20 protein-coding genes and 3 pseudogenes are annotated in these 20,252 nt (G+C 53.4%); 17 read left to right on the plus strand and 6 right to left on the minus strand.

Annotated elements, in window-relative coordinates:
- Window positions 1-8: 8 nt before the first annotated feature.
- Together OOF89_RS15355 and OOF89_RS15360 are read right to left on the minus strand one after the other, a co-directional pair.
- On the minus strand, window positions 9-548 hold the full coding sequence (locus OOF89_RS15355) for an Ntn hydrolase family protein (RefSeq protein ID WP_266079956.1): 540 nt from the start codon (window positions 546-548) through the stop codon (window positions 9-11).
- A gap of 47 nt (window positions 549-595) precedes the next feature.
- Window positions 596-1,578 (minus strand): annotated as a pseudogene (locus OOF89_RS15360) (NAD-dependent epimerase/dehydratase family protein).
- A gap of 141 nt (window positions 1,579-1,719) precedes the next feature.
- Here OOF89_RS15360 and OOF89_RS15365 point away from each other — a divergent pair.
- The 6 genes from OOF89_RS15365 to OOF89_RS15390 all read left to right on the plus strand — a co-directional run bounded on the left by OOF89_RS15365 (window position 1,720) and on the right by OOF89_RS15390 (window position 6,928).
- Window positions 1,720-3,132 (plus strand): carotenoid oxygenase family protein, encoded by a 1,413-nt coding sequence (locus OOF89_RS15365; RefSeq protein WP_266079957.1) that lies wholly within the window; start codon window positions 1,720-1,722, stop codon window positions 3,130-3,132.
- A gap of 313 nt (window positions 3,133-3,445) precedes the next feature.
- Window positions 3,446-3,742 (plus strand): HalOD1 output domain-containing protein, encoded by a 297-nt coding sequence (locus tag OOF89_RS15370; protein WP_266079958.1) that lies wholly within the window; start codon window positions 3,446-3,448, stop codon window positions 3,740-3,742.
- Between the two features lie 61 nt (window positions 3,743-3,803).
- Window positions 3,804-4,364, plus strand: coding sequence for a PH domain-containing protein (locus OOF89_RS15375; RefSeq protein ID WP_266079959.1), 561 nt, complete (start codon window positions 3,804-3,806; stop codon window positions 4,362-4,364).
- Window positions 4,361-4,909 carry a PH domain-containing protein gene (locus OOF89_RS15380; RefSeq protein ID WP_266079960.1) on the plus strand — a complete coding sequence of 183 codons (549 nt, stop codon included), beginning with the start codon at window positions 4,361-4,363 and terminating at the stop codon, window positions 4,907-4,909. Before OOF89_RS15375 ends, OOF89_RS15380 begins: the two co-directional genes overlap by 4 nt.
- Before the next feature lie 220 nt (window positions 4,910-5,129).
- A complete protein-coding gene (locus OOF89_RS15385) occupies window positions 5,130-6,344 on the plus strand; it encodes a serine hydrolase domain-containing protein (protein ID WP_266079961.1) in 1,215 nt (404 codons plus the stop codon).
- A gap of 131 nt (window positions 6,345-6,475) precedes the next feature.
- Window positions 6,476-6,928 (plus strand): universal stress protein, encoded by a 453-nt coding sequence (locus OOF89_RS15390; protein ID WP_266079962.1) that lies wholly within the window; start codon window positions 6,476-6,478, stop codon window positions 6,926-6,928.
- 135 nt (window positions 6,929-7,063) lie between these two features.
- Here OOF89_RS15390 and OOF89_RS15395 read toward each other — a convergent pair whose 3' ends face one another.
- Entirely contained in the window at window positions 7,064-8,086 is a 1,023-nt protein-coding gene (locus OOF89_RS15395) for a hypothetical protein (protein ID WP_266080566.1), read from the minus strand.
- Window positions 8,079-8,294 (minus strand): hypothetical protein, encoded by a 216-nt coding sequence (locus tag OOF89_RS15400; RefSeq protein WP_266079963.1) that lies wholly within the window; start codon window positions 8,292-8,294, stop codon window positions 8,079-8,081. Before OOF89_RS15400 ends, OOF89_RS15395 begins: the two co-directional genes overlap by 8 nt.
- Before the next feature lie 124 nt (window positions 8,295-8,418).
- On the opposite strand from OOF89_RS15400, the gene OOF89_RS15405 reads away from it, so the two are divergent.
- Window positions 8,419-9,729: a TIGR00341 family protein gene (locus OOF89_RS15405; protein ID WP_266079964.1), complete on the plus strand. Its 1,311-nt coding sequence runs from the start codon at window positions 8,419-8,421 to the stop codon at window positions 9,727-9,729.
- Between the two features lie 262 nt (window positions 9,730-9,991).
- On the plus strand, window positions 9,992-10,567 hold the full coding sequence (locus OOF89_RS15410) for a metal-dependent hydrolase (protein WP_266079965.1): 576 nt from the start codon (window positions 9,992-9,994) through the stop codon (window positions 10,565-10,567).
- Window positions 10,568-10,802: 235 nt separating this feature from the next.
- On the opposite strand, the gene OOF89_RS15415 is transcribed toward OOF89_RS15410, so the two are convergent.
- On the minus strand, window positions 10,803-11,486 hold the full coding sequence (locus OOF89_RS15415) for a helix-turn-helix domain-containing protein (protein ID WP_266079966.1): 684 nt from the start codon (window positions 11,484-11,486) through the stop codon (window positions 10,803-10,805).
- A 205-nt stretch (window positions 11,487-11,691) separates the two neighbouring features.
- Between OOF89_RS15415 and OOF89_RS15420 the strand changes: the two genes are divergently transcribed.
- Window positions 11,692-11,826 (plus strand): transporter, encoded by a 135-nt coding sequence (locus OOF89_RS15420; protein WP_266079967.1) that lies wholly within the window; start codon window positions 11,692-11,694, stop codon window positions 11,824-11,826.
- 192 nt (window positions 11,827-12,018) lie between these two features.
- Here OOF89_RS15420 and OOF89_RS15425 read toward each other — a convergent pair whose 3' ends face one another.
- Window positions 12,019-13,203, minus strand: a complete 1,185-nt coding sequence (locus OOF89_RS15425) for an AI-2E family transporter (RefSeq protein ID WP_328517193.1) — start codon at window positions 13,201-13,203, stop codon at window positions 12,019-12,021.
- 1,540 nt (window positions 13,204-14,743) lie between these two features.
- Between OOF89_RS15425 and OOF89_RS15435 the strand changes: the two are divergent.
- The 8 genes and pseudogenes from OOF89_RS15435 to OOF89_RS15465 all read left to right on the plus strand — a co-directional run.
- A pseudogene (locus tag OOF89_RS15435) lies at window positions 14,744-15,136 on the plus strand (primase-associated protein); the annotation flags it as partial.
- Window positions 15,137-16,111: 975 nt separating this feature from the next.
- Complete coding sequence (locus tag OOF89_RS15440; RefSeq protein WP_266079968.1) at window positions 16,112-16,648, plus strand: DUF7342 family protein; 537 nt, start codon at window positions 16,112-16,114, stop codon at window positions 16,646-16,648.
- Between the two features lie 2 nt (window positions 16,649-16,650).
- Window positions 16,651-17,085, plus strand: coding sequence for a hypothetical protein (locus tag OOF89_RS15445; protein WP_266079969.1), 435 nt, complete (start codon window positions 16,651-16,653; stop codon window positions 17,083-17,085).
- A 211-nt stretch (window positions 17,086-17,296) separates the two neighbouring features.
- A complete protein-coding gene (locus tag OOF89_RS24770; protein WP_456071286.1) occupies window positions 17,297-17,389 on the plus strand; it encodes a DUF7333 family protein in 93 nt (30 codons plus the stop codon).
- Between the two features lie 125 nt (window positions 17,390-17,514).
- A pseudogene (locus tag OOF89_RS15450) lies at window positions 17,515-18,716 on the plus strand (MFS transporter).
- Between the two features lie 388 nt (window positions 18,717-19,104).
- Window positions 19,105-19,506, plus strand: coding sequence for a type II toxin-antitoxin system death-on-curing family toxin (locus OOF89_RS15455; protein WP_266079970.1), 402 nt, complete (start codon window positions 19,105-19,107; stop codon window positions 19,504-19,506).
- 30 nt (window positions 19,507-19,536) lie between these two features.
- The gene (locus tag OOF89_RS15460) at window positions 19,537-19,707 is read left to right on the plus strand and encodes a hypothetical protein (protein ID WP_266079971.1); all 171 of its coding nucleotides are present in this window, start codon (window positions 19,537-19,539) and stop codon (window positions 19,705-19,707) included.
- Between the two features lie 187 nt (window positions 19,708-19,894).
- The gene (locus OOF89_RS15465) at window positions 19,895-20,224 is read left to right on the plus strand and encodes a hypothetical protein (protein WP_266080572.1); all 330 of its coding nucleotides are present in this window, start codon (window positions 19,895-19,897) and stop codon (window positions 20,222-20,224) included.
- Window positions 20,225-20,252: the final 28 nt, after the last annotated feature.

Genomic DNA, 20,252 nt, shown 5'->3' on the forward strand with positions numbered 1-20,252 from the left:
TTCGCGGATTACCCGGTCGTGCGTTCGATCCTGAGCACGTCGATATCGGTTCCCGTATCCGTCGTTCGTTCGGCGACGGCGTGCAGCGTCCGCCGGACGAGCGCCTCGGTAGCGTCCAAATTGTCGTCCGTCTCCGCCTCGTCGAGTAACCCGAATGCGACGGGAGAGCCACTTCCGAGGGCGGCAGTTTCGGTTTCCAACGTTCGTCCGTCACTTCCAACCTCGTGGAGGGAGACCAACCCATCCCCATCCTGAACCGCGACGAGCGCATCGATACCCGTTTCCTCGGCGATTTCGCTTGCGGTGCGAGCGACACGAACGGGCGACATTCGTTCGCCGTGCTCAGTTCGATACGTTCGGAGTTCGGAACCGAATCGGCGGTCGAACTCATCGATGGAACCGACCTCGCCCACGACCGCACATCCGGCGAAATCGTAGTCGAACACTCGCTGTACCACCTCCGATGTAACGGTATTACTGTCCGTCTGTCGTCGGTCACCGGCGAGAACGGCCCCATCTGGACGGACGATTCCCAGTACAGTTGCCATAATCGACCAACGATAGAAGACTAAAAGAGCGTTGTTGTAGACCGATTTTATTCGACCGATTCGAGAAATCGATCGACTCGATCGGAGACGGGACCGATTTTGCGACCGGTCCGGCCACTGTCGAGGTGGTCGGTAAGCGTTCGTCGGATCGTTTCTTCCAGTGGTGTCGATTACCATCCCAATGCGGTCAGTTTACTCGTACTTCCGACGAATGGAACTGGTGTGTAGAGCGGAAAATCAGTAGGCGAAAGGTCGTAATCAGCGAGTTCGCGCTCGCTCGCATGAACGATTTCGAGTTCGGTATCGAGTGTTGCAGCCATTCGTGAAAGCGAACCTTTGAGTATCATCAACTGTCGGTCACCGACGTTCTACGCTTCACCAGGGGTCCCCATTTGGCGACGGTTCGAATCGAGCTCGCAACATCCTCGACGTATACACGATGGAGAAGGCTGTCACCGTCACCGGGAACGAGAACACGGTCGTGGTTTGCTACGCGGTCGGTCCAATAGTCGGTTCGTTCGGTGTAATCGTACGGTCCGTAGACGAGAAACGGACGGACAGTCATCGCATTAACGCCACGTTCCGCGGCGGAGAACACCTCGCGGTCGCCCTCGGCTTTTCGGGCACCGTAGGTTTCCATCGAATCGTCCGTCGCCTGTTCGTCGGAACACGGTTCGAGTGGCGCCTCGTTTTCACGCTGTGGAATCATCGGTTCTGCATAGGCGGACCCACTCGAAATGTACACGTAGGCATCGGCAACATCGAAAATATCGGTGGCACTGGCGACCGACTGTGGATGGTACGCGACGCAGTCCACGACGATATCAGGGTCGGTGATTTTCGCCGCGTTTCGAAGGGCATCTTCGTCCGTTCGGTTCCCTTCGATGTAGGAGACGTCGTCGTTCTCGGCGAACGGATTCGAATGGTAGCCACGGTTGAACAGCGTCACACGATAGTTATCGTTCAGAGATTCGGTAACGGTGTGGTGACCGATAAATCGGGTACCACCGATAACGAAAACGTGGTTCATATCGGTATCAGTATGGGTGATACCCTAAAAATTCGGTTGTCGGACGAAAATGTAAGCACGATTCAACGTGATAGATTGTATTGATTTGCAGATAAAAACACGGGCGAAGGATTAGGTATCATCGAGTCGCAGTATCGAAGAATGGAGCCACAGGAACCCCTCGGTTTTCACTCGCTTACCGACGAGATCGTGACGGACCTGATAATAGAGGGGACCGTCCCGAACTGGCTCTCCGGAAGTCTCATTCGGAACGGACCCGCTGCGTTCGAAATCGGCGACGTGGGAGTCGAACACTGGTTCGATGGACTGGCGATGCTTCACAAGTTCAGGTTCCGTGACGGAGAGGTGCAGTATCGAAACCGGTTTCTTCGTACCGAAGCGTACGAGCGTGCCCAAAATGGCTCCTTCGAGGGTGGGTTTGCGACGGGAACGACCACGCTGTTCGACCGTCTGAAACGGTATCTCTTCGATGCCCCCTACGACAATACGAACATTATCGCCGAGCGTCTCGGTGGGCGATATTTCGCCCTGACAGAAACACCCAGATGGGTTGCGTTCGACCCCGAATCGTTGGCGACGAGGGGCTACGTTCAGTACGAGGGGCCTGAACCATCTGGAAACCTCGCCTGCGCCCATATGCGACGCAGCTCCAAGACGGGAGAGATGGTGAACTTCGAAATCGAGTTCGGTCGGACGAGTCAGTATCACGTCTACTCGATGACCGCTCCGACGGAGCGCGACCACATTTGTTCGGTACCCGTTTCGGAACCAGCGTACATGCACAGCTTCGCGATGACGCCGAGCTACGTCGTTCTGACCGAATTTCCATTCGTGGTAAACCCCCTCGATCTGCTTCGTCCTGGGAAACAGGGGCCGTTTATCGAAAACTTCGAGTGGAAACCGGACCGGGGAACCCGGTTCATTATCATCGACCGAAACCGTGGCGAAGTCGTCGGAGAGCCACGGACAGGGGGGTTTTTCGGATTTCACCACGCCAACGCATACGAAGAAGACAACGAACTCGTCATCGACCTGGAAACCGTTCCCGACGCGCTCGCGATCGACACACTCTATCTTGACCGACTTCGGGCGGGTGAACTCGATGTGTTTGCCGGGCGAATGGAACGGTTTCGTGTCCATCCGGGCCGTTCGGGGGAGACGACTATCGAACGCGAATTACTCAGTGATGGAACTGCATTGCCAACCGTTTCACCGGCGAGGTGGTGTCAGGCGCATCGATATATCTACGCACAAGGGACGGAGCAGCCAATGGCCGAGTGGCCGCGAGAAATTCGAAAAATCGACACAGAAACCGGTGCCGTCACGGTGTTTAGTGATGGTGAGAACAACCTCAGCGAACCGATTTTCGTTCCCCGACGGACAGGGGAAACGGAAGATGAAGGTGTGGTTCTCTCCGTCATGCTCGATGTTTCGGACGAACGTTCGTGGCTCGTAGTGTTGGATGGCGAGTCATTCACGGAACTGGCGAGAGCGCGGATTCCACACGCGATCCCGTTCGATTTTCACGGCCGGTTTTTTTCGGAGCTGGACTGATTCGAGTCAGTCACATCTTCGGCCTCCCGCACAACTGCTGAACAGAGGAGTTCCGGTGTTCGTTGGTGACGTGGCGTCTGTGCGAACTTTTTTATTTGCCTGAAATCGTCGTCTGTAAGCCCGGTTACCATACAGTAAACGCGTCTTTATTCAATATAAATATACCCTAAATAGACACAGAGATGAGTTATCAAAAAAGAAGGATGGGTCAGTAATCGAAATCGTAGTGGACCAACAATTTCAAGAGCGTCTGACGGGGATTTAAATATAACATCGTTGCGAATGGTTGCAGACAACGCGAGTGAGGCAACAGATGCTACCGAATCACACGCCGATGCCAGAGACACCAGCAATGACCACGAGTGAACCGCCACAATTCTACACGATACGCCCCGACGAACGAGCGAGCGAAGCAGTCATTAGAGCAGTCACTGCGGAAGAGGGGACGGAGTTCCAATTGGACAGTCCGCTGTACGACCATATCGAACCGGACGCGCTCGACAGCCTCTTTCGTTCCGATCAGGAGCGACCCAACAGGCATATTTCGGTTGAATTCGACTACTGTGGGTACACAGTAGTCGTCAGCGCTAGAACAGTCGAGTTACACTAACAGCAGGGTCGTTACATCTAACGCTCCGAACAATTATCTCCTCCCGGTTTGACGATGGAGTATGAACGAATCGTTCGACTGGTTTTCCGCGGACGAGGGCGAGGAAATACTGTGGGCGGGCAAACAGCACAGCTACAGCCTCGTTCCTGCATTCGTGGTCGGGGTCCCGCTTTCCATCGTCGTCGTCGGACTCGTCATCATCTCCTCCGCATATCTCTCGTATCAGAACACGAACTATGTGGTTACGAATATGGCGCTCTACAAGAAAACGGGCGTCCTCTCGCGAAACGTCCAGCGTATCGAGTTCGACAAGGTACAGGATACGTCCTACCGCCAGAGCTTTTTCGGCGCGCAGTTCGGTTACGGAACCGTCGATATCAGCACCGCTGGAGGCAGTGGGGTCGAGATGAGTTTCGACGATATCGACGACCCCCAGGATTTGCAGTCGCTGATCAACGAACGGAGTAAGAAACGAGACGGGCCGAATACCGAAGGGGACAACAAAGCAGCCATCCTGGACGAAATATTGGTCGAGCTGCGAGCGATTCGAGAATTAGTCGAGGGAAATGAATCAACCACGATGGATACGACACGGAATCGAACGGCAGATGATCGGCGATGAGTGAGGACGATTGGCTCGTTCTCGACGATCGAGAGACGGTGCGTTGGCGAGGAAGACCGAGAGTGGCGACCGTCCTCCCCGCCGTACTGGTCGGCATCGTGCTCGTCGTCTTGACACTCGCCGTCACCGTCATTACGGGTCAGCGGATAGTACTCGTTCTAGTCCCGTTCGGCGTCTCGGTTCCCCTCCTCTCGTATCTCATCGTGTCGAACACACGGTTCGTCGTCACTGACCGTGCACTGTACCGAAAGACGGGGGTTCTTTCCCGAAACGTTCAACGCCTCTCCGTAGATCGGGTTCAAAACAGCAGTTTTCGACAAGGGATCCGCGGGTCACTGCTCGACTACGGTACCGTTGAAATCGAAGCGGCAGGAGGCGGACGCATTCGATTCGACAGCATCGAAAACTCACGTGACGTTCGGGCGATAGTGGACCAGCATTCGACACCGGAATCGATTCCCGGAACTCTCGACCAGTGGGAAGCAATCCTCACGGAAGTGCGTGCACTTCGGTCGGCGATGCAGGGTAGAGAGACGAGTCGATAACCACAGACCGCAGTAGTACGCCGTCGTCATTCGTCGGAAAAAGAGCTGCTGGTGTGCCCTAACTTCCCGACTGAGGAGTACATGGCTCGGGTTTGGCGTGCGAAACTGATCGATTAAGTAGCATATAAAAGAAAAATAGCACCATAGAAATATACAAAATTAATATAATAAGTTTATAAATAATAGTTATATGTGTGATCATGATTATAGATGGAGTGTCATGCAACGTCGAACATACTTGGGGGCATTCGCCGGTGTAGGGACGCTAACGTCTACGAGAAGAGCGCTCGAACCCGACGAAAGCGACCGTGAACCTCCGAAAGAAACGGCGACAAGAGACACGCTACTCGATGAAAGCGAGCGAAAGAGAATAACGGAGTTCCTCGAAACACATGTCTCCGAGGGGACGTTCCCCGGAGCGGCCGTGGCAGTCGTCAACGAGGACGGACAACTGTATCGAAACGCCGTCGGTGCGGCTCAGAACGTCCCAGTGGTGCGGGAAATGACCGAGGAAACCGTCTTCGACCTCGCGTCGGTGACGAAGGCGGTTGCGACGGCAACGTCTGTCGTCCAACTGATCGACCGCGGCGCGTTGCGCCTCGACGACTCGCTCTGTGGCATCTACTGTGGCGTCCCTGAAGAGGAGTACGGAAAGTGCGATATCACCATCGAACATCTTCTCACGCACACGTCAGGGTATCCGGCGTGGTTACCACTCTGGACGGAAATGGACAGTCCTGACCACGTGATAGATCACATCCTTCGTGACACGCCGCTCGACGCCGAACCCGGAACTAAGGTCACCTACAGCGGTCTCGGCTATATCTTGCTCGGAGATATCGTACACCGTGTGAGCGGTTCGCCCCTCGATGAATACGCCGACGAGAACATCTTCGAGCCGTTGGAGATGACGATGACTGCATACAATCCGCTCGATACGCTTCCGGACGATCGCAGTTATGCGGCGACTGAAGATAGTGCGTACTATGGCGAAGTCGTCGTCGGGGAGGTTCACGACGAAAACGCCGCCTTCCTCGGTGGAGTCAGCGGAAACGCCGGGCTGTTTTCGACTATCGATGACCTCTCGACGTACGCGATGGCGATGCTCAACTGTGGAAAAGTGAACGGGACACAAATCCTCTCGAAGCAGGCAGTAAAAGAGATGACCGGAAACTGGACTGCCGACCTCGACGGGGAACGCGGTCTCGGGTGGGATTTGACCGAAATGTTCGGCCACCGTGACAGCGGAACCTCCTTCGATACGAGAACGTTCGGCCACAATGGGTTCACGGGGACCTCGATTTGGTTCGCACCGCAGATGGACTTCTCCGTCGTCACACTGACGAACCGCGTGCATCCGAGCCGCGATAACTACGCTATCACCGACTTTCGTCCCGCGTTCCACAACCTCATCGCCTCACTTGTCTCGGGCTAACCGATATGGGGGAGTGTAACGATTGGTTTGCGGTCGTCAGATCCCTATAGAGCCGGAATTCTCATGTGAAGAGTTCGGGGTTCGTAATCGCCCAATAGCTATTTTCTACAACATCCCCAAACACGAGTACAATGTACGATCGAATTCTCATCCCAACAGACGGAAGTGAAGGGACACAGACCGCAATATCTCATGCGATTACGCATGCAAAAACGTACGATGCGGAACTCCACGTACTCCACGTCATCGACCAATCGGCCGTCGAAGTTACGGCGCCGATGGCCGATGGAGTGCCCGTAGAAATAGTGCAGGAACAACTCGGTGAACAGGGACAAATGCTCGTAGAAGCGGTTACGGAGCAGGCGACAGCCGCAGGCGTCTCTACTACCACAGAGCTCGTAGAATACGGTCAACCACACGAGAGGATTCAAGCGTATGCAAGCGAACACGGGATCGATCTCATCGTTCTCGGCACCCATGGACGATCAGGAATCCAACGCCACTTGTTAGGGAGCGTCGCCGAAAAAGTCATTAGAAGTGCGGAAATTCCTGTCTTAGCAGTACAACTCGACGAGGATGAGTGAGTCAATACTGACACGAACTCGGTCGAGATTATTGCCTGAGATAATCGACAATACAGTCATAAAACGGGGCGATATGGGGTCCAAGTCGGGAGATACGTAGCTGTACCGTACCCCGCTGAGGATACGATCGAGTATTCACCGCTGGGACTCTCGAAGGATGAGCGGACCGATAGCGAGCGTTCGCTTCGCGACCGGAGCGATACGGAGGATGTAGGAGGTAAACAGGAGGAACGGAACGAGGGTCACAGTAAATGCCGCTACGACTATCCACGAGATGTGAGAAATCGTGAAGAGCTCTCCACTGAACGTTTCCGCCCCGACGAATATCAACATGCCACCGGCGATGATGAGGGCTGGAATCGCCGCGTAGAGGATATACTGCGAGAGATCTACGAGCGCCCATTGGAAATAGAGCGTCTTGACGTGCTCGCGCGCCGGACCAAACATCGTCAGTGCCGTTCGAAGATCGTCGAGCGCGGTCCGTTGCTCATCAGTCAACGAGTCGTCGAACTCGGACATGATCCGTTCGACCTGATAAATCTTCCATCCATAGTTGAAGTTCAATGCGGCAAACAAGACATCGAACGTCCCAAATTGTGATCCTTCGAGTTCGTCCTGTACTTCCTTTGCGTTTCCGTGGAGACTATCGACGAACTCCGAGACCTGTTCGACGAGCTCCGCATCGTCGCTCTCCCCGATCAGTCGGTCGAGCACCTCGGCTCGCCGTTCTGTTTCGTTTACGAGTTGGCTCAAAAATGCCGACGGGTCGGCTGGTACGACGGAATTGAATAGATCACTCGTATACGTTCGAAAGTCCATCGCATCGCTCATTCGCTTGCGTTGGTCTCCCAATGGACCGTTTTCTTGCGAGAGAACCAACTGACTGATCGTGACGACGAGTGTCGTTCCCGTGACGATAACACCGATCATCGCTGAGAACGTCGTCTCAATGGTGTCCGTCGATTTGATTTCACTCGCAAGTGACGGGGTAAGTGTCGCACTGAATACGAGCAAAACGCTGAAGATGAGAAGCGCAAGCAACGCGGTGACGTAGAACCGATTCATACGGAACAACAACCACATTTTGAGACGGCTCTCTTCCGATCGTCCTCGCATCGTGTTCGCGGTGCCGATGTCGTCCGTTCCGGTGTCACTCATCATTCGACTCACTCCCACGATTACGGGGTCGTTTTAGAATCAAATATTTCGTCCCACCACCTGAATACTCGATCGTTTCGGTAAGCTCCCACCCTTCCGCACCGAGTTCGTTGAGTCGGTCTATCGGATCGCTCGCTTCTTTTTTGGTCTCTTCCCGTGGCGGTCGAAGACTCCGGTACTCCCACCGGTCAGTGGATTGAATACTCATCGGAAATTAGTCGTCGCCCAAGTATAAGCATATTATCACCGTATGGCCGTTCCGGGACCGGAACAGGCACAGGAGAACATTTCGGCCGGAAGCTACAGCAAGAAGGGGATACATAGATGAGTGAATGCGTGAACTCCACGTCCGAGTCGCTGACGACCACGTCGACGAAGTCACGTCGATTCTTAATGAACACGATGCCGATTTCACGACCGTTCCGCAGAACGACGATACGCTCGTTCTGTGTCCATTGCCGACGGCAGCGGTTTCCCCGGTTCTCGATGAAATACGGGAATCGAATGTCGCCGATGACTCGTATACTGTCGTAACGAAAGCGGAACTGGTCGAAACGCCGAATTTTGCTGATTTACGTCAACGGTATTCGTCGTCGCTTCGCAAGCTCGCAAAATCCGAAATGCACGCGAAAATCCGGGAGCTACAGTGGCCCTTTCAACTGTACTACCTGGGAACTATCCTGAGTGTCATTGCGGCGGCGGCCGGACTCCTTCTCGACCAACCAGCGCTCATCATCGGTGCGATGGTAATCGCACCGCAGGCGAGTTCGGCTCTCGCCGCCCCTGCTGGCACGTTACTGAGTGACTGGGAACTATTCGTCGAGAGTATCAAAGAGCAGATTCTCGGTCTCGGAGTCGCAATCGTGGGTGCTGCACTCTTTGGGTGGTTCGTTCGTTCGACGGGGTTCGTGCCGCCAGGACTGGCGATTACCGAAATCGAGTTGGTCGGAGTTCGTCTTGCCCCGACGTTTCTCTCAACGATCGGGGCCGTGACCGCGGGAATCGTTGGCGCGTTCGGCTACACGACTGAGCAATCGACCGCACTGATCGGGGTGATGATCGCCGCAGCGTTGATACCTGCGGCAGCAGCGACCGGGCTCGCGATCGCCTGGGTAGCCCCCATTTTCGGCCTCGGCGCATTGTTGCTTCTGTTAGTGAACGTCTTGGCGATCAACCTCGGCGCGTTCATTACGCTGGTCGCAATGGGCTACCAACCCGACTGGCGGAGGTCTGGAACTTCGTTTCGGGAGTCGATCTCGTCCGGTCGTCGAACGGCTGTCTACGGAACGATTCTGTTACTTTTGGTAGCAACGATCGGAACCGGCTATCTAACTGCAGCGAATATCGTGTTCGCACGGTCAGTCAATCAGGAGGTCGAACTGACACTCGACCAACCAGCATATTCGAACCTCTCGATCTCGGGTGTGCAAGCGGCATATGGTGGTCCAAAGTGGCAGGCAGGTGCGACGAACGTGACAGTGAGTGTGAGTCGAACGTCGAATCGTGAGTACGAAAACCTCGCGAGCCGGTTGGAACGGAGAATCGAGCGACGGACAAATCAGGACGTCCGTGTCACGGTCGAATTTACCGAGTCACGGACTGTCAAATCGAATGAAAAGACGACAGCGAGGGCTGCCATTTGAACATCCCGAGTAGCAACCGCGTACTGTGGACTATCGATCATCACCCTTCGTATCCATAGAACACAATCGGCGGTCGTTCTGATCCGTCCCACGAAGACAGAGCGTCGGCATCGAGAAGTTCACGTCATTCTTTCGTCGTTCGCGAGCGAACGGAATCGGTGCGTCCACGAACGGAGACGCGATACCGACCCGATCAACAGTGTCGTATCGAAGCTCGGCGATACCAGAATACGCTTACCATCGGGAGCCTATTGATTCGACTATGGTCGATGTTAGTGGACATTTCGCGATGGCATTATTGTTCGCCACGCCGGCGTGGATTATCTGGGGGGGACGCGGTGCGTTGGCGTTTACGGCATTCACACTGGTAACCGCGATGCTCCCGGACGTCGATCTGGTTCTCCGACATTTCGTCCCGGTCTCACATCATGGAGTGACCCACACACTGCTATTTGTCGTGGTTGTGAGTAGCATCATCGGGGCGATCTCGGCACGATACCTCACCAGTTATCTCAATGCTCATAGTCGGATTCGAAGCACTAGGATAAGCCGCGAAACGGTCTTCGTCTTCGCAACGGCCGGTTTTATCATCGGTGGTGTCAGTCACATTTTTGCGGACTTGCTTTCTGCCCCCGACATCGCAGCACCGCTCGCACCGTTTTGGCCGATCTACCGTCAACACATCGTAATCGACGTGATCTACTATGATTCGCCGATCTGGAACTTTGGATTGCTCGGTGTGGCGGTTGCGCTCCACTATCTTCTCGCCCGGCACAAGCGATATCCACTCCACACACGCTACCGAATTGGTGACCCAAAAAAAGGGAACAAATCGTGAGTGTTCAGGAACTGATCGTAGGATAGATCGTCCATGTGCTCACAGCAGTATACGTCATATGATAACTAATCAAACACCCCGTGAGATTGTTTGTCTACCCGGGAGTGCCTTTGGTCGTCGTTTGTTCCAAGTCGAGATCCTCCGCTAATCGAATCCCCTCCGTTTCCGTTATTGGCCTTCCCATCGTTTTCCATCTTCGTGTATCCGAAAAGCACAAAACGAAATCGATCGACAACTACTCATCTTCCGTCTCGCCATCGATCAAGGGGCCCATCGATCGTTCGATGATTTTCTTGTTCGCTCGTCGAAGCCGTTCGGATGCCGCTTGGTGGCTGATTCCAAGAAGCCGACTGATATCCTTTTGTGAAGCCTTTCGAGGAATTTCGTAATAGCCTTGATTGTAAGCGGTCCGAATCGCTTCTAACTGCTCAGGGGTAAGACCGAGTCGAAACACATCGGGAGGATAGACGTCCCGTAATTTGTCGAGAGCGAACTGTATCTCGTGGTTTTGGCAGTAATTATCGAATCGAGAGAGATCCGCTTGCGTGCCGAATCGGAGACGAAGCGTCCAGATACCGTGCTCACCGAATCCTTCGATGATCGTTCCCTTTGTCTGGCGTACACCGTCAAGCAGACTCGTACCCGATGGCTGCCACTGAAGACGGTAGAGTCGTTTTTCTTCAACGATGGTCAATAGCTCGAACTCCGCGATATCGTCACTACTGGCAAACGCTTCTTCTATACCTTCCGGGTCCGGCGTCGTCTGTGTACCTGCCACCCACACAAACGGGAGGAACTCATCTTCACGTCCGGTCGGAACGATGCGGTCAAATTCGATACGCAACGCGGACATCGTCTGAAAAACTTGCCCGAAAGCAAATTCATCAGCATCGATACGAATATCGATTTCGATGGACATGAAGGGTGGTACGACCTCCGACCCACTGACCTTTTCGTCTCTGAAAGTCCGAGACGTGTCGCGTCGAATCTTTGATATCGATAAATTATAAATAGTTGCCGGCTCGGAGCCCCCAGCCACATATTTGGAAAGGAGTGTTACGCTACAGCGATATACGAATCACCCTGCCACAACTCCTATTGGACAGTTCCTACAATTATCCGACATGGTACGACCCTCGACGTTGGTACTTCTCATTGGAATCGTCCTGTTGTTTGTTCCGATTCCTCCAATAGCGACGATTCTCGGTCTTATCGTGATCGTTATCGGTGTTGCACTCCGGCTGCTCACCGATCGATAGCCGAAAATACGGTATCAAGGTTTCTCATACTCCGCCACTAGTACGAACTTCGAAACGCTCGTCAGCACCGGTACCTCTGACGAAATGGACAATGTCTTCGAACCGCTTCCTCAATCATCACGACTAGTGGTAGTTCGTTGGCACGAACCGGTGCCCGTAAAAACGTTGCATCCGAGCCGACTCCGGGGGAGGTCATCGGCCGCCGTCGGTGGCTTCACCGCCCGTCGCCGTGTCGTCGAAACTATCGTCCGTTTCTTGTGTCGTCGTGGGCCCGATATCGAATCCGGTCGTCGGCTCCTCGCCGCGAAGTCGGGGGACGACGACCTGAAGGAACTGGACGACGATGACCATGACCAGCGGCCCGAGAAAGATACCGTACCAACCGAACAGAATCGGTCCGAGCAGATAGGCGAACATGACGAGCGAGAGATGGAACATTTTTCCCGAGAGATACGGGCGAATGTAGGTTCTAACGACGTTATCGAACGCGAGTGTCATGAACAGGAAGAACACGATGGGATACCAGAGGGCGGTCGGATCCCGTTGAATCGCCTGCACTGCGAGGACGGCAGCGATCGCGAGATAGACGACTGATCGGCCGACCAATGGAACTAATGTAAAGATACCCGTGATGACTGCCAGCAATATTGCCACAGGGATCAACAGGTTTCCTGGCGCGAAGAAATTGAAGACGTTGTAAATAACGGCGGTCAATATCATGATGACGAAGATGGTGAGCGTGTAGCCAAAGTAAATCGAGTTGAGTCCTTCATCGACTGCCACGAGAAAATCGATCGATAGCGGATCGTTTCCGAGGATCTGTTCCTTGCTCCACCGAGCGAGGCGTTCGTCGTTGACCAAGAGGAAGAACCCTAACAAAACCGACAAGAACATCATGAACACGCTGGATGCGGCGGCACCGAGGAAAGCTTGTGCGCCAGTGAGTGCGGATTGCACTGAAGGGTCTTTGAGCGTAGTAGTCGCCGTGTCGAGCAACTGATTCGGATCGTTTGGGACCGTCCCAACGTTGATCGGTAGCTGTTGTAGGAGTTGCGTCGCTGCGTTCGAGGTCGCAAATGCGGCTAATTGAGCGATCGCAATCGATAGGAAGACACCCAGGAAAAGGATGATCGGCACGACGATGAGCAACAAAGAAATCGCGGCCGAAAGGTTTTCTCTCTTGACTCGAGTGCCGAGACGTCGGTTTATCGGCCGTGCGACGTAATAGATGAACACCCCGAACACGACCCACGGAAGGAACGCAAATACGACTGCGGCGATAATCCCAAACACGATCAGACCGGCGATCCACCATTTCAAATTCGGTCGCACGACACGAATTCGCGTCGCTTCTGACCTCTTCCCACCCATGGCCATATGGTACCATAGGCCATCGGTGAGGTTAGCTTTGCCGACGGATGAGATGACGGGTGACAAAATGAGATGTTCCATCTTCACGACATCTTGAGCGATTATTTGTGAAACCACTCGTAAATTACTGCATTAACCCCGTCGACAGCGATTTTTCTCTATATTTATAAGGTCGAGGAGATAAGAATGGACCACTCGCTGGTGATGGAGGGTCTCGTGCTTTCCCGAGGGCATAGGACGACATAGGAACTCATAGACACAAAGAATCCCGTTGAATGATTCTATTTTTCTCGTAGCCGTGTTTCGAGAGCGTCCAACACTTCCCAGAGAACTCCAACGACTGAAGTCGCGTGAAGGGTGAACTCGTCATAGACGCAGTTTTCGTCCGATGACTCCCGTTCTAGAAAATGGAAATGACCGCGAATATGCGGATTTGGTTCGAGATGCCATCCGCAATCGAATCCCGAGGACTCGCTGTAATGAAAGGCGAAGTTGGATGTTAGCGACGTACGTTCGCGGTCTTCGAGCCCAATCTCTGGTGGAAATGTAGGATTCGGTTGCCATGTCATTCGAAATGTCGCTTTGTCAGCGTTGCGTCCAAAATACCGAGGATCAACCTGTGCTTGCACTTCAGCATAGTACCCATCTGGAATGCCATGTGCGTTCGTGATCGCCGGATGTCGATCGAGTTGTCTCGCAGCGCTCGAAGGATGCGGTGAAGTTTCTCAGCTGCCTCATCCGGGTTGTGTGATCCACCATCCGGTCGAAGACGTACCAATGATTCACTCACTGCTATACCTCGGTCTGATCGATAGTGAGTCGGCAGAACCGACCATTCAGACGAATCTGTCATGGCGAGGCGGATGGGTGAGCAGTGTAGCAGTGAGTACAAATGCCTGAAACCACAGCAGTGAATATCGGCAGCCTACCTTCCTTGATATCGTGTCTGGATCGGTCGTATTCGAGCGTTGAGTATTGGTTGAGATAGTTACTTGCACCCCATGGAGAATCCATTGGCAAGCAGGTTCGTGGTTCCGGGAATCTTACTCAGTAGATGATTTCCGCGGTGTACCCGGCAACATCCTCGATATCATCCCCCGAACAATTGCTCTATCAAAGTGCAAAAATCCATCTATCGGAGTGGTTCGGATCAGCCTTCGGCAAAAAGGTCATATTTGTACGTATTATAATCAATATATCTTTTTCCACTTTTAGGTGGTTATTCATCATATGGGGGATATCACAACCATCCAGATGGACGAGGAAGAACGAAACGAGCTTCTCATGACTGGAGGAACTGGCGTAATTTCGTTCTCGGCTGGCACCGAAGATTCACCGTACACACTACCGGTATCGTACGGATATGACACGACTTCCACTCGCTTTCGGCCCAGACAGCAAGAAAGAAGAGTTGATCGATCGTCCTATCACGTTCGTCACGTATGACAAGACGGTAGAAGGGTGGTGTAACGTCGGCGTTACAGGACGACTGAAAGGAGTGGCGGAAGCTGACATCGACTCGAACATCGTGCAAGGAATACAGCACGTCGACGATTTCGAGGATCTCTTCGAATTTCCTTGTTTAGCGGCGATGGACGAACGCCTTCAGGAGAAAAAACCAGTTCGGAAAGACCTGTTTAATCTGGTGCGGATGGCATGGTGGCTACCCCAGTATCGAGACGCTAGCGCGGGAGAGTTTATCAAAGATATGAAAGACCTGTTCTCTCGGTGGCCCTGGTATGATGAAGAGACAACGGAGTACCAAATTCGATACGAACTTGCGAACAATATTGGCGGTGAGATCCTCCTCCCAATGAATTGTTCGAACGATGATATGAAGCGCTATTGCATCGGACGCGACCAGTGTCCATACTCGATCTATGGCAGTCTTCCGTTCCCTAACGATATGTACGAGCAACTCGATAGTCGGTCAGAGTAGCCATCGTGATGACCTCCCGTTGGGGGTTGCTTTCCACTGTTGTATCATATTTGTTACCTACTGTTCGACTTCTTTCTTGGAGTGCTTGTACTACCGATTTTGCAAATACGAATGAGCTATTCTGTGCAACGGATTCAGGCGTCTGAGCCGTTTTCCGACCTCTATTTTCACATAGCAAATCCAACTTTATTCATATAGCATGAGTAACAAGAATAGACAATTCAACTTCAAACGCGAAATTCAAGGGCGAGAAGGCCCAAAACAGTGCATATATCTCTGAAAGAAGCCAAAATCAGTTGCATATAACAAATAACGGATTGAGAGAAGCCCTAAGTTATTATATGCAAACCTAACGCCGCCATATTGCTTTGCGTACCTCCAAAACCGTCCAAAGTAATAGGGGGGTACGAAGAACAAACGAGACTAGCGCGACCGGGGGAAAACAAGCGGAACAAGCAATCAGGGAAAACTGCCGAATTATCAGCAATCTAGAAGAGGTGATCCGAGCAATCTGGACGCTGAAAACGGAGTGGCATGCGATAGTGCAGAAGAAAGATGGGCAATCAAACGGCAGATGGTACTGATATGATAGTGACCACTGGATTTCCTCAATCAAGTTTTCAGGGTTTAGATGATTTGAGACGAGTGCGTGTATTGACTGCTGGACGATCAACGGATGCTACGATGGAGTGAATCGAGTGGAACCTCGTCTCGTGAGCAGCATGAAATTGCGATCTCTTTCCGTCGTCTATCAAAGTAAGCACCATAGATAGAATGCAAATAGTACGTCTCGAGAGGGAAGAAATACTGGGTCGTGAATGAGGATTGAATGGCATGCGAAGTGACCGATCTATCACTATTGAGAGTTACTGTTCGGGTCCATCTGTGATATACCCATGAAGAATTGCTCTCTCGACCAAACCGGAAATGATTCCTCGAAGTAAGAACTATATCCTGCCAGCTCTAACACGTAATATGGCTAATTCAGATCCCACCGACGGGCCACCCCCCTTCGAGGACGCATTCAGCGGCGACGACGTCGAACAACAAATCTATGGGACTGTCCTCCGGACGCGCGAGCCAGTAACGGCGAGTGCAATCGCAGATCAAATCAATTGTGATCCGAAAACTGCTCGGAAATACCTCAACTGGTTTGCGGATCTCGGGATCGTCACCCAACACGACGGGCATCCAGCCACCTACAAGCGCAATAACGCCTATTTCGAGTGGCGACGCATCAATCAGCTCGCGGCACGTCATTCACTTGAAGAACTCCAGCAGCGCGTGCGTACGTTGACGACAAAGATCAATAGTTACGAAGACGAGTATGACGCTGCGATCCCGGCAGACGTTGATGCACTAGCCGTTGTCGAGACAACCGTTGATCGATCGATCGATGACGTGTACAGTGATCTCGCCGACTGGATGACTGCTCGCGAAGAGAGAACACGCTATGAACGAGCACGCCAGCAACGCGCGGGTACCGCCGACCACGAACAAGCTTCTGGATAGCAATGGTACCGCCAACTGGTGATGGGGGCAGTCCTGCACCCATCGACCACCCAATCCTTGAGTTTCTACAGACCAGGCTCAGCGCCACACAGCAAGTCGAACAGGCAGTCATCACTGATGCCAACGAACATCTTGAGCTTCGCGTTACATTCGCCGAGCCATATTATCCGACGTGGGTAGATGAGGCGACGCTCGCTGTCCGGTGGTACACGAACGGCGACTTCAAAATTCACTATCGAGAAGTACACGCCGATAGCGCCTGGGAGTGTCGCTGGGATCGCCATCGGAACCCGCACAATACTGGAGATCATTTCCATCCACCACCCACTGCTCCGACGCTTGGTGAGGATGCCACATGGCCAATTGATCATCGTGATATCCTGACGCTCGTCCTTGACGAGATTGAACAGCGGATCACGACGCTGTGGGACGAATAGGTAGTGAGGTCGTCGACGGACAATTATAAAGTACGGCACACGTAGCACTGAACGATACGAGTGCGCCTAAGAGCTCACCCTAGAGCGTGAATTTCCATTGCAGGTTCAGACGCAATTATTGAATTCAACTTTTCACGAACGGCACAAGTTCTGGTCGCAATCATCATTCTTGGCGCCGGTGGCATAGCTGTAAACGGCGTTATGACGCCAGATGATCTTTCTGATAGTGCTTTCGTCGATGGCGATCTTTGCGACAGTGGCGTTCTGGCTCGGGATGAAATACGGTGAACACCCGTCTCTCTAGTAATTTCTATTGCACATCACCACATAGATTGGCAAGGTGGGTTTGTCACACGGGCCTTCAAATTTCTGTCTTCATGAAGAAACAGAAAGGGTTTGACAGTGTTCCGAGAATCGAGTACACAGACTGTGAATGACCGACCAACCACAGAGGGTTCTCAACGCGAGACACTAGGCCTGCTCATCGGTTTTTTCTTGCTTTCGACAGCGGCCGCAGCCTATGAGATCGCCCCGGCAAGCGTCTTGCCGGTGATTCAAGAATCACTCGAACTCAAGGCGAGTACTGCAGGATGGCTTGTCAGCATTATGTATGCGACTGCGGTCGTCACCAGCGTCCCCGCTGGCATCGCTATCGACCGCTTCTCGGTGCGTCGGATGATCGTCTTCGGCACCGTCGCACTCGTCGTCGCGGGTGTCTGGGGCTGGTATGCGGCCACGGCCAGCGCGTTTCTCTGGCTGCTCGTTTCGCGCGTCCTCGGCGGTATCGCGTATGTCATCTTCTGGAACGCAGGTGCGAACGTTGTCGGAAGCGCCGTCGCACCTCGCCATCGGGCAACCGTAGTCGGCGTGTTTACCGCGAGCGCACCCGTCGGATTCGCGCTCGGCCAGTTCGGCAGTCCCCTCATCGCAACCGTTGCTGGGTGGCCAGCGATCCTCCCGCTGTATGCCGCCATGGGTGTCGTCGGTGTCACTATTTTCTTGCTCGCGACCCGCCACCACGTTCCTGGCGTTGACGCATCGGCACCGGATCGCACGGCGCTGCGCGGAATGTTCACTAATCAGGGGGTCTGGATGATCTGTGTGCTCTGTTTCCTTGCCTACTCGCTGTATCTCTTCGTCAACACATGGTTACCGAGCTATCTAGTCGACGGATTCGACATCTCGCTAGCGGCAAGCGGCCTGCTGACAGCGCTGTTCCCGGCGATTGGAGCAATTGGACGGTCAAGCAGTGGTGTCGTCTCTGATCGGATGTTTAGCGGGAAACGTCGCCCCGTTGTAGCGTCGTCGTTCGTCGTCGCACACCCGCCGTCGTCGCCTTCGCGTTTGTCTCGCAGCTCGGGCTCGTCGGCGGGGCGGTGGTCGTCGTCGGCTTCGCTATCCAACTCGTTACTGGACTGCTCTTTTCGTACATCGCCGAACTCGTCCCGCCGGCGGTGCAGACTACGGCTGTTTCGTTGCTGACGAGTGTTGGCTTGTTAGGCGCGTTTGCTGCACCGATCGCCGGCGGAATCATTATCGACCGTGCAGGCTACAGCCCGGCGTTTTTCGTCGCCGGTGGGGTCGCCCTCGTCGGTGGGATCTTAGCTCTGCGGGCACCTGAACCCACCTAAGAGCACGTCTCTTCTGACAGCAGTTGGTGGGGTTGTTCTGATGGTTGCCGGAGGGGTTTCAACGAGCATGCTGAATGTCGAGTATATTGGTCCGAGGCTTTCTGGATTATACTGTTTGAGATTGCGGTGCTTAGCTTGCGAGAGCAAGCTCTCACTGCTTCTCACTCGCTCACGTTCGTTCGTGGAACGTCGGCTCGCTCGACGAGCGCACGACCCTTTTCAATCCCACCCGGAGTGGACTGTCGAGATTTGTACTCACTGTTTAACTGGTGATTCGTAAACGGCACGCCCCGATTGCGACCGATCAGTTAAGGCGTGCGGCGCGGGATGCTGGGTGAGCATTAGCTCATCAGAAACGATTATCGGGTGGCGTGAGAAAGCCAAGCGTGTGACTGACGACGTCGAGTATCCTTCCGTCGAGTTGATTCTCACCCTCCATGAACAAATCGTTGAGGAGGGCGACACTACGGAACCAGATGTTCAGTCAGAGGACTCGATTAAATCCGCATTGCAGTACGTTTCGGAGGGATTCTTCGGCGAAGTACCAGAAACACTCCACGAAAATGCGGTGCATCTGATGCGACTGCTCGTTGCAGACCATCCGTTTGTCGACGGGAACAAACGAACTGCACTCCGAACGGTGGTCATCTTCTACATGCTGAATGGATATACATTCAAGTATGGCGACGAAATTCGCGCATTACTCCATCGCTTCGCGATTGACGAAGCCACAGTCGACATCGATACCGTAGTCATCTACTTCCGTGCCTGCGCTCGTCGCAACTGCTAAAGGGACACGATGAATATATTCAATCCAGCAATGGCGTCCAGCACCGATTCCTCAGAGACGGTCGATGAAGAAGTTCGCCGACTGTACGAACGGTATCAGTCAGCGGAGAGTGACGAAGAACGTCAAGAGATCGCCCTCGAGATGGGGAAACTCGATGGGCGTCGTCACGCCGATATTTACGCAGCACTTGAGGACGAGTGAACTGCCTCAGGATCAAGATCCGTATCATCCTTCCACGAATTTCTGTGAGTCTTTGAGCAGGCACGTGGTAAACATTTAATTCACATTGAAGCGCAAATACTCAGTATCACCATTAGTCCGCATTAGCGCTTGACAACCCACCGTCTGCCGCCAAGATACATGAACGAACGGATGAAGGTCTCGATTTATGGCTGCTGACAAAGCACTCTACAACGTTCGAGAGCAATCTGGAAACCCTGCCCACACGTCGGTTGAGGACGTGGTCGAACGTGTGTTTGAGCGAGCAAGGAACCCGCGTGAAGACTATCAGGACGCGCATTTCGACGGGATAATGGCTGACGTCGTTGATCGATATGGAACTACTGTCGTTCGCACCGTCATCCATCGCGTCCTCGTCGAGCAGTACCCGTTTCGGACAGCCACGATTGGGCTTGATATGCGCACCGTTGATGGCGTTCGAATCGGGACGACAGCTATCTGGTCCCTTCAAGAGTTGAACCGCAAGCAAGACGCCTGAGAGAGATATGGCCTTATTTTTGCTGTAA

It is taken from the genome of Haladaptatus caseinilyticus (genome assembly GCF_026248685.1).
Classification (GTDB): Archaea; Halobacteriota; Halobacteria; order Halobacteriales; family Haladaptataceae; genus Haladaptatus; species Haladaptatus caseinilyticus.

Excerpts from the sequence above, each read along its gene's own strand:
- OOF89_RS15395 (WP_266080566.1), bottom strand. The coding sequence starts at position 8,086 with ATGAGTGACACCGGAACGGACGACATCGGCACCGCGAACACGATGCGA.
- OOF89_RS15390 (WP_266079962.1), top strand. The coding sequence starts at position 6,476 with ATGTACGATCGAATTCTCATCCCAACAGACGGAAGTGAAGGGACACAG.
- OOF89_RS15460 (WP_266079971.1), top strand. The coding sequence starts at position 19,537 with ATGGCGTCCAGCACCGATTCCTCAGAGACGGTCGATGAAGAAGTTCGC.
- OOF89_RS15370 (WP_266079958.1), top strand. The coding sequence starts at position 3,446 with ATGCTACCGAATCACACGCCGATGCCAGAGACACCAGCAATGACCACG.
- OOF89_RS15415 (WP_266079966.1), bottom strand. The coding sequence starts at position 11,486 with ATGTCCATCGAAATCGATATTCGTATCGATGCTGATGAATTTGCTTTC.
- OOF89_RS15465 (WP_266080572.1), top strand. The coding sequence starts at position 19,895 with ATGGCTGCTGACAAAGCACTCTACAACGTTCGAGAGCAATCTGGAAAC.
- OOF89_RS15380 (WP_266079960.1), top strand. The coding sequence starts at position 4,361 with ATGAGTGAGGACGATTGGCTCGTTCTCGACGATCGAGAGACGGTGCGT.
- OOF89_RS15440 (WP_266079968.1), top strand. The coding sequence starts at position 16,112 with ATGGCTAATTCAGATCCCACCGACGGGCCACCCCCCTTCGAGGACGCA.
- OOF89_RS15355 (WP_266079956.1), bottom strand. The coding sequence starts at position 548 with ATGGCAACTGTACTGGGAATCGTCCGTCCAGATGGGGCCGTTCTCGCC.
- OOF89_RS15385 (WP_266079961.1), top strand. The coding sequence starts at position 5,130 with ATGCAACGTCGAACATACTTGGGGGCATTCGCCGGTGTAGGGACGCTA.
- OOF89_RS24770 (WP_456071286.1), top strand. The coding sequence starts at position 17,297 with ATGATCTTTCTGATAGTGCTTTCGTCGATGGCGATCTTTGCGACAGTG.
- OOF89_RS15375 (WP_266079959.1), top strand. The coding sequence starts at position 3,804 with ATGAACGAATCGTTCGACTGGTTTTCCGCGGACGAGGGCGAGGAAATA.
- OOF89_RS15400 (WP_266079963.1), bottom strand. The coding sequence starts at position 8,294 with ATGAGTATTCAATCCACTGACCGGTGGGAGTACCGGAGTCTTCGACCG.
- OOF89_RS15445 (WP_266079969.1), top strand. The coding sequence starts at position 16,651 with ATGGTACCGCCAACTGGTGATGGGGGCAGTCCTGCACCCATCGACCAC.
- OOF89_RS15425 (WP_328517193.1), bottom strand. The coding sequence starts at position 13,203 with ATGGCCATGGGTGGGAAGAGGTCAGAAGCGACGCGAATTCGTGTCGTG.
- OOF89_RS15420 (WP_266079967.1), top strand. The coding sequence starts at position 11,692 with ATGGTACGACCCTCGACGTTGGTACTTCTCATTGGAATCGTCCTGTTG.
- OOF89_RS15365 (WP_266079957.1), top strand. The coding sequence starts at position 1,720 with ATGGAGCCACAGGAACCCCTCGGTTTTCACTCGCTTACCGACGAGATC.
- OOF89_RS15410 (WP_266079965.1), top strand. The coding sequence starts at position 9,992 with ATGGTCGATGTTAGTGGACATTTCGCGATGGCATTATTGTTCGCCACG.
- OOF89_RS15405 (WP_266079964.1), top strand. The coding sequence starts at position 8,419 with ATGCGTGAACTCCACGTCCGAGTCGCTGACGACCACGTCGACGAAGTC.